This window comes from Vreelandella hamiltonii, assembly GCF_014651775.1.
GTDB classification, from domain to species: Bacteria; Pseudomonadota; Gammaproteobacteria; order Pseudomonadales; family Halomonadaceae; genus Vreelandella; species Vreelandella hamiltonii.
In genome coordinates, this window is sequence record NZ_BMXN01000045.1 from 1 (window position 1) to 8,404 (window position 8,404).

The window sequence follows — 8,404 nt, forward strand, 5'->3', positions numbered from 1 at the left end:
CAACAGAGCTTCATGGCGAGCCGCAGCATTCTCAAGCTCCATCTCGGCGATGCGCCGATTATCTCCCCGCCCCTGATCAAGGGTAGAGGCCAACTCCGCCTCTGCAGCTTCCAGATCAAACCGCTGTATGATGGCTTGTTGCTCCAGAGCTTCTACCTCCATCCTTGGCACGATGCCTTTCTCCAGCAGTATGCGAATCTCATTCAAGCGCCGTTCGGTATCATTGAGGTTGAGCCGTGATGTCGACAACATTCGTCGCGCCCGTGCCACCTCTTGCCCCTCCTCCCACGCTTGCAATCCGTTGAGTGTGCTCTGCGTCTGCAAGCGCTGGGCCAGCGCCTCTCGCAGTTGGATGTCTAGCTGAGTTGTGTCAAGCCGCAGCAGTGCATCACCCTTCTCCACTCGGCCGCCCTCTGATACCAACAACTCAAGTACATTACCTTCGAAGGGCGAACTCACGGTGCGCAGCTCGGCTGGGGCAATGCGCCCTACTAACCCGATTTGTTGAACCAGCGGTTGCGGTTCCACCGATACCCAGGAGATCTCCTCCTGTAGCATAGGCTGACTGTTATGCTGGACAAACAGCCATACAGCCCCGAGCGCAGCAAGCAATGCGGCTAGCATTAACCAAAGCTTTTTTTGGGAGATCGAGTTAGTCGTCATTGAGGGCAATATTCCAGCTCTGCAAGGTCATACCCAGCCGCAGGTCAAGCTGGGTCTGGGAGTTGAGATAAGCAATCAACACATTTAACCGGGTGTGCTCAGCATTGCGTAGCTCCGTCTCTTGATTCAGCACTTGGAAGTTACTAGAGCGACCTACCGAGAGCTTTTCACGCTCAACTTCCAATGATCTCTGCGAGAGTTCGATGGCGCGCTGGGCTAGCTGATACTGGCGCCACTGCGCCTCCAGGTTGCGCACGGCATCCTCGATATCCCGCACCAGGGTTTGCTCGGTCTCGGTAAGTCGCAATGCCTGATCATAGATGTTGACCCGCGCCTGGACCTCATCCCTACGCAGCCCTGAATTGCTAATAGGAATATCCACCTGCACTCCGGCATAGGCGTCCCAGCGCCGGTCACCAGCGTACTCACTGCTGCCGAAACGGTTTTGTAATTGACTGGCACCACCGACCAGTGAGACGTCCCACAACCGCTGGTTATGAGCTACCGTCCCTTGAATTTCCACCTGTTCCCGTGCAATCAGCTGGCTTAGGTATTCTGGTTGATGGGTCTTAGCGATTTGTCGCGCCTTTTCTGCATCGAGGCTGACCTGTCGTGCTTCCAGCGGATCGATGGCTTGTAGAGGCGTGGAAAGATCCATAGCCATCAAATGCAATAATTCCAGCCGTTGCGACTCAAGCTGGTTTACTGCTTCTTCTATATCAAGCTCGCGTCTCGCTATATCGGCCTGGGTCTGCAAAATATCGAACTCCGCCATCTGCCCAGCGGTTATCAGGGCCTCATTCACCTCGGCTAGTTGCCGTGAGCGTGCTAGCCCCTCTTCTGCGATTCGCACTTGCTCCTGAGCGCGCAGTAGTTCCCGATACGCGAGTACAATTTGGGTCACCACCTGAGAGACCGTTGATTGGAGATCTAACTGGTTCATTTGCTCTCTGAGTCGCGCCAGGCGCAGTGGTGCCGTCGCCACATCTCGGCCAGCATCGCGTAATAACGGTTGGATCACCGCCATGGTGACGCCACTACTATGGCGGCTACCTATCTCGCCACTGCGGTTGAGCGCTTCCGTCCACGAAAGGCTGAAGTTGGTGCCCAGCGGCCCCTCCATAATCACCGTGGGCGAGATTTCGCTGATCTGTTCGTGGTCATCATCTCGCTGAGTGGCGAGATATCGCCCTCGCACATTGAATTGCGGGTCAAACTGCTCCTCCGACACTTCCAGGTCGAGACGCTGTGAAATACGTTGCCAGTAGGCGCTACTGATGGTGCGGTTACCTTGCAATCCCCGAGCCACAGCTTCGGCCAGCGTCAATTCCATTACTTCGCCGACAGACGGCTCATCCACTACTAGTGGATGGGTCATCACCGGCTCTGAAGGCTGTAGGACCTCCTCCATCCACGACCAAGCGGGAGTGCTCAAGAACATCAGCACGGTCATCGCGCCCAGTAGAAGCCGTGAATCAATCGGCACGCAGCGCCTCCACTGGCTGAAGACGAGAAGCCAACGCTGCTGGATAGAGTCCGAAGAAGATACCCGCCAATAGGGCGCCGCCCACGCCCAGCGGCAGTGCCTCTCGTGTCATGTGAAACTCCCAGCCGGAGAAGCGGATGAAGCCATAAGCCACTGCCAACCCCAGCGCCGCACCCAATACGGCTCCTAGCAGCGAGAGGTTGACCGCTTCGAGCAGAAACAAGCGGCGGATGTCCCGTCGCCGCGCACCCAGCGCCATGCGAATGCCAATCTCACGCTTACGCTCAGCCACGCTCATCAGCATCACATTCATCACCCCCACCCCGCCCACCAACAGCGAGATGCCGCCCAATCCTGCCAGCAGATAAGCGAAGGTATTGGCCTGCCGCTTCAAGCCATCAAGAAGCTGTCGGGGGACCTGCACACTCACTTCTCTCTGCCACAACCCCTGCATGTAGTCACGTATCGCCTGGGCTAGCTCAGTCAACTCGGTATCCCCACTGCGGACGATGATAGCGTTGATCTGAGGAGTAGGATGCAGTCGCCGCATCCCCTCCAGAGGCACCAATACAGCATCATCCGCGGAGATGGGAATCAGCGGGTTAGCAACCCAAGGCTCAGCGATACCGATCACTTCGAACAGATAATGCTCAATGCGGATATGGTCACCGATTTGCAGCGAGCGCCCAGGCGCTCCTAGTTCCTCAGCGACTCGTGCGCCCACAACAGCAAAAGTTTCTCGCCGATCAAAACGGGATAAATGTCTACCCTCTTGGAGTTGCAACTCAATAGCCGCCGCCATACCGCCCGTGGTACCAACTAAGGAGGCATTAACTTCATTCCCTGCGTAGCTGATGCTACCGGAGGTATGGCTGAGCGGCGCGACCACGGTAATATCCGGCAATGCCGATTGCATTGCCTGGGTGTCTAAATGAGCCGGCACTTGCCGCTGATCTCTCCTCTCGGATGGAAACGTGACAATCAACGTATCCGTGCCCATATGGCGGAAGGTGCGCATCGCTTCCTCGGCAGCGCTCCCACCGATGATCAGCAGAGCAATGATCGACCCGCTACCCACCATGATGCCAAGCAGCGCTAACAGCGAGCGCCTGCCCGACACATTCAGATTGTCGATAGATTCGACCAACACCTGCACAAAGGTAATGTGGCCAGATTTATCATGCATGTTTGTGGTCTCCAATGGCCACGACTTCATGCATTTCTCCCTGATGGATTTCCAGTTGCCGGTCGAAGTGTCTTGACATGGTGGTATCGTGTGTCACCAAGATCAGTGTGACGGATTGCTCGCGATTCAACGTAAGCAACCGGTTCAGAATATCGGCAGCAGTCTGGTTATCGAGATTGCCAGTAGGTTCATCGGCCAGGATAAGCGAGGGGGAACCGACCAAGGCGCGGGCGATTGCCACTCGTTGGCACTGCCCGCCGGAAAGCTCCGATGGGCGATGTGTGGCACGGTCTGCCAAACCGACCTTTTGGAGTTGCTCCATAGCATATTGGCGTGCTTGGTGTCGCGATACACCACGATACGACAGCGGTAAGGCGACATTTTCCCATGCCGTCAGGCGTGGTAATAAATTGAAAGATTGGAAGACGAACCCTATTTCATTGTTGCGAATCGATGCCAACTCGTCCGTACTGGCATTTTGCACATCGCGACCTGAAAAGTGAAACGTACCTGATGAAGGGCGGCCAAGTAGACCAAGAACATTAAGTAGAGTGCTCTTACCAGACCCTGAAGCTCCCAGGATAACGCACGACTGACCTTGCCATATATCCAGTGTAATATGCTTCAATACGTGTAAAGCCTGATCTCCCGCCTGATAGTGGTGGCCGACATTTCTCAATGAAATCAACGCTGTTGTGTCACGCATCATACTTTCCCAAACTTCTTCCGAACATGACATGTTGAGCGTAAAAAAACAGACAAAGGAAAACGCCACTATCATTGGCGTTTCCCCGCAGGCTATGCCTACTCTTCTCCATTATCTCATGATGAAATCAACCGACCATTCATGGGTTGTTAAATTGGTCGAAGTGATATTGGCGGTACATATGGCACCACCGCTACCATTTGCGTTCTCGTTCCATTGAGGAATCATGACACCGCCCATGGGAATTTTGACGTAGCTGGTATCGAAACGGCATTCTTTACTGCCAATACGATAACGTACTGTAGCGTAGTTGGCATCTGGGCTGATAAGGCTTTGTACCATATAGATATCACTTCCACCGCCATTAACCGTTGCGTCTGGCTTTGGCGATGCATTGGCGTAGGTGCTAGATTCATTCGCATTTACGATGGTGTAGGTTGCGTCCTCACTCGCCTCATTTTTGAAAGTAACGGTTACCGGCGGCCCCGCATAGGCGGTGCTTGCCGCCAGCGATCCAATCAATACCAGCCCTGCAACAAAGGTTTTCGATGTTTGCATGTCATATCTCCTTATGACGTTTTAGGGAGTACTTCCCTTACTTGCTTTCAGGCCCATGGGTATTGAGCCGATCCAGCACTGCGAAAAGGTTGAATGGATCTGGGGTTTGCGCAGCCTTGGGGCGGTGATCGGTATCGTCGTCGACCCGCTGCTGAAGATTTTCTGTATAGCCGACCGGATATTGTGCTTGCTCAATCGGGGGCAATGATTCGTAATAAGCTAGAACTTCCGAATAGAAGTTAGTCATTTTTCCTGTGCTATTATATTCTGCTATGGCCTTAGCGACCACTTCCCTTTTCCAGGCTTGTCTTTGTTCAGCGGCCTCATAATATGCTGCACGGCGTTCATTGACAGTATAGGCGCCGCTATCATCATAGATAATCAGTGTTAGTTGATCATTTGATAGACCGGCAAAGGGGTTGGGCGTTGCACGGCTGCTATTTGCCGTGTTGACGAAGTCGGTGGCCTGCTTGGCGCGAGCCAGCAGCGCGGGATCGTCGGTATTGGGCACTTCGCTGTCGTGGCGTGCCTTGTTGGCCGTGTAGTTCGGCCCGAGAATCTGTCCTAGCAGTTCCTCGGCCCTGACACCCAGCTCTTTGCGGCTCAGGGCGTTGTCACGCTCTTCTGCACGTAGGGCGCTATCGCTTAGTTGCTGAGCCAAGGTGGAAAGCTGACTGGAAGGCGACGACGAGCCACTAGCCGACGATGAGGCCTTGGTGTATTCGGTCGTGCTGGCGGCTGGCGTAACCCGGTTGCTGTTGCCTGCAATGGGTTGGCCGACCTGGGGGTGTGGAGTACCGGTAATGGGGGTCATGAGAACGCTCTCCTTAGCCTCTCTTACTTGTGTTGGATATCTTCAGCAGATCGAATAGCCGCGATAGCAGGCTTTGCTCTGTTTTTCTCGCCTCACTCTTGCCGAAGAAGCCCTCCAGCAGCCGTTCATTGAGGTCTTGCTTTGTGGTTTGGAACGATGCCAGTGCCTCCTTGAACTGATCTTCTTCGGTCGATGCTTCCGAAACACTGGGCCTATGCAGCGTGACTTCATCCGCTGTATGAAGAATGTAGTTGTTTTCTAACCTGACATAGCTGGAGAACTTGGAACCCAGCTCCGCTACCTCATTACCTCCGGAGGAAAATTGGGTTACCATTTGTTCCAAAAAATCATGATTACTGCTTAGGTTAAAACCCTGCCCGGGGTCCAGTCTCCACCTTATAAAACCTTGATCCAAACGTGTTGAACTTAACGCACTCCCCGACAGGATTCTTTCAGCAGTAGTGGCATCTTTTTCAGTAAAGCTCACCGTTTGTTTTCGACCTTGAAGGTCGTATGAGCTCTCATTAAAGCTCCCTCGCATAGAGCCATCGTCATATTTACGATAACGCCCTAAATCTTTAGCCAGTTGATCCACATACCGTAGGTCCACACCCTCCTCATACGCCAACTCATACATTTCTGAAATAAGGGATCGATCACTCTCCGTCAAGAAATGCTGAGGCAGCATGCCCATATATTCGCCATTCGTACGAATATTCGGCAGCACTGGCGGCTCTCCGCTTTCTGAGGAAAACAGTCGAGAAGCCATAATAGCACGACCACTAAGGGTAACCGTGCTGCTTTCTTGTGCTTGCTTATCGCCTCTTACATTAACTTCTGTGCTTTGAGTGAGGCTGACATCTTTGCCAGCCTCATGCTTTACAGAAGCCAGTGTGGCATTTGCGATATAGCTACTTCCCACACCATGGATGCCCATCTTTCCACCATTTAGTATTGGAAATTAAAAACCACACTATCATTTCCAGCATTTTCTATTTGTCTAGGAAGTGTTCCGGTGGCACTTTCTGCTTCATAGACAAACTCAACCTTGGAACCGATATCAAAGCGCTGACCACTAAAGAACGTAGTGCTCCCCGAAGAATTAGGAGTTACGGCCACACACCCGACAGGACTGCTTAAATTGGGGAGGAAATAACAAAGATCGACACTCAACCCAATGGCATCGGGATACCACGTCGTTTGCCACTCAATACTAGTAAGCTCTTTTCTTGGCAAAGTAGTACCTGGAGGGAAATCAGCTCTAGCCGGATGATGGAAGGATTGATTTATGCCACCGCCGCCACTAAGTACTAGCATTCTCCCAGGGTTACTTTCTGTTGAAACAGAAGCCTCACTTGATTGTCCGTGGGCAACACCCCCCAATGTCAGAAGGAAAAAACCAACAGCTAGATAAGCACCAATTTCCTTTTTCACTTCAGCTCTCCTACTTAGCGGCATGAGACGTTGGGTGGTGTTCACCCAGTTTTTCAGCCAAGCCTGCCATGCATCGGCAGCACTACCAGCTGTGGTACAAGCAATTCACATACACAGATGGCTAGTCGGCTGTTTTTAGCGGCCATCTAAGAAGGACTATCGGCAGGGAGAGGCAAGGCTTTAGGCCGGAGATACATTTTTTCGTCACACTTTCGTCTTGCTGACCAGCGTACAGGGCACCGCCGAGCTGCTCGGCTACGCGAAGTGGTTGATCGACGAACGAGACCCGGCAGGACGTGTCAAGGTCAGTGAAAGTTGGCCGCATTGGGATTGCGCTCGCTATCCTTTTCACGGTTCACCCCGAAGAAGGTTTCCATGATGCATTCGTTTAACCTCATACAACCTCCCACGCATTCGCGGAAGCGTCTGTCCTACTAACGCTCTTCCGCGTCTCGCTCTTCCGCGTCTTTCTGCTCAAGGTTACGCAGCGCCATCTCCAGCAGGCTTAAGCCATCTTCGTTTTCAAGCACTGCTCTGATGTCGATGCTGCGCAGCACACTCCCCTCTTCATCGCCCATCACGACAAAAAAGCTGTCCAGCGATGCTTTTACTCCATTCGTGTAGGCGGGTAACTCCGGAAGCTCCTCATTATTAGCTGGAAATAGCTTGTTTTCTTCGGGAGCTGATACACCGCGCCAGGCTCTTTCCGCCTCCGTCATGCCGGAGATCAATTTGGCGTCTACCTGCCTGGCCATGTGAGCCAGGGAGGCGCCAGCGTAGTCACCTTCCGCTGCATATGTTTCGCGGTACAATTCACGCGCCTGATTTCTGAAGTGAGTATCGTTCTCCGTCATCTGCAGAAACGCCAAATAGCGCTCTGCTGAGGTAAAGTCTCCAGAATCATCAAAGGCGATTTTGGAGAGGGAGTGCCTGTCCAGTTCGGCGAAAGGGTTTTCGGAGGATGCGTGGGGAAACGGCTCGTCGGTATTATAAAATTTCGACATCAGGTGATTGGCCGCCTGCTCTGCGATAGAAAGCCGGTTTTTGTCCAAGCTGTCCGGTCGCTTGAGCAGTATCTCCGCTCCCTTGCCCATTTCCTGGAGCTGTTCATGCATTTTTTCTAGAAAAGCGTCGAACTCGGCGGGAGAGACGGTTGCCGCGCTTTCCTTCAAGAGGATTTTTGACATCTCCATCGCCATAGGGGAGAGCGTGACCACGGCGCTTTTTTCGTCACTCCGCGCCAGGGGAAGGCTACCGCCTACCCCGGATGAGTTCACTAGCAGAGGAGAGTCACCGGCCTGCAATCCAGTATAGCTCCCATTATTTATGTAGTGGCCGCCTATGGTGCCGCGCCCTAGCACCTTTTCGTTATAATGGTTGTTGGCGTTCAAGAGGCTGCTGGCATAGGTAGAAGAGTATATTCCCATGACTTATCTCCGTTTATAAGACGAATACCTGAATCCGTGAAGCCGGCGCCGACACTTTCCCTATCACCGCCAGCGAGCACTTTTTGATCATTCGCCCCGTGCAAGTTGGCTTTCGCAAGCCCGTTATTGC

Annotated in this window: 9 protein-coding genes; all 9 read right to left on the reverse strand. The window is 53.1% G+C overall.

What is annotated here, in order from left to right; all coding sequences use genetic code 11:
* A partial coding sequence (locus IE091_RS18100; RefSeq protein WP_189464296.1) for an HlyD family secretion protein occupies positions 1-663 on the reverse strand: 663 nt, incomplete at its 3' end.
* Entirely contained in the window at positions 653-2,149 is a 1,497-nt protein-coding gene (locus IE091_RS18105) for a TolC family protein (RefSeq protein ID WP_229800900.1), read from the reverse strand. The genes IE091_RS18105 and IE091_RS18100, both read right to left, overlap by 11 nt.
* The gene (locus IE091_RS18110; protein WP_189464297.1) at positions 2,139-3,335 is read right to left on the reverse strand and encodes an ABC transporter permease; all 1,197 of its coding nucleotides are present in this window, start codon (positions 3,333-3,335) and stop codon (positions 2,139-2,141) included. Before IE091_RS18110 ends, IE091_RS18105 begins: the two co-directional genes overlap by 11 nt.
* Complete coding sequence (locus IE091_RS18115) at positions 3,328-4,116, reverse strand: ABC transporter ATP-binding protein (RefSeq protein ID WP_229800901.1); 789 nt, start codon at positions 4,114-4,116, stop codon at positions 3,328-3,330. The genes IE091_RS18110 and IE091_RS18115 overlap by 8 nt, the downstream gene beginning before the upstream one ends.
* Before the next feature lie 36 nt (positions 4,117-4,152).
* A complete protein-coding gene (locus tag IE091_RS18120; RefSeq protein ID WP_189464298.1) occupies positions 4,153-4,599 on the reverse strand; it encodes a hypothetical protein in 447 nt (148 codons plus the stop codon).
* 37 nt (positions 4,600-4,636) lie between these two features.
* On the reverse strand, positions 4,637-5,413 hold the full coding sequence (locus IE091_RS18125; RefSeq protein WP_189464299.1) for a hypothetical protein: 777 nt from the start codon (positions 5,411-5,413) through the stop codon (positions 4,637-4,639).
* 13 nt (positions 5,414-5,426) lie between these two features.
* Positions 5,427-6,350, reverse strand: a complete 924-nt coding sequence (locus tag IE091_RS18130) for a hypothetical protein (protein WP_189464300.1) — start codon at positions 6,348-6,350, stop codon at positions 5,427-5,429.
* An 11-nt stretch (positions 6,351-6,361) separates the two neighbouring features.
* Positions 6,362-6,847 carry a hypothetical protein gene (locus IE091_RS18135; RefSeq protein WP_189464301.1) on the reverse strand — a complete coding sequence of 162 codons (486 nt, stop codon included), beginning with the start codon at positions 6,845-6,847 and terminating at the stop codon, positions 6,362-6,364.
* Positions 6,848-7,281: 434 nt separating this feature from the next.
* Complete coding sequence (locus tag IE091_RS18140) at positions 7,282-8,274, reverse strand: hypothetical protein (RefSeq protein WP_189464302.1); 993 nt, start codon at positions 8,272-8,274, stop codon at positions 7,282-7,284.
* Positions 8,275-8,404: the final 130 nt, after the last annotated feature.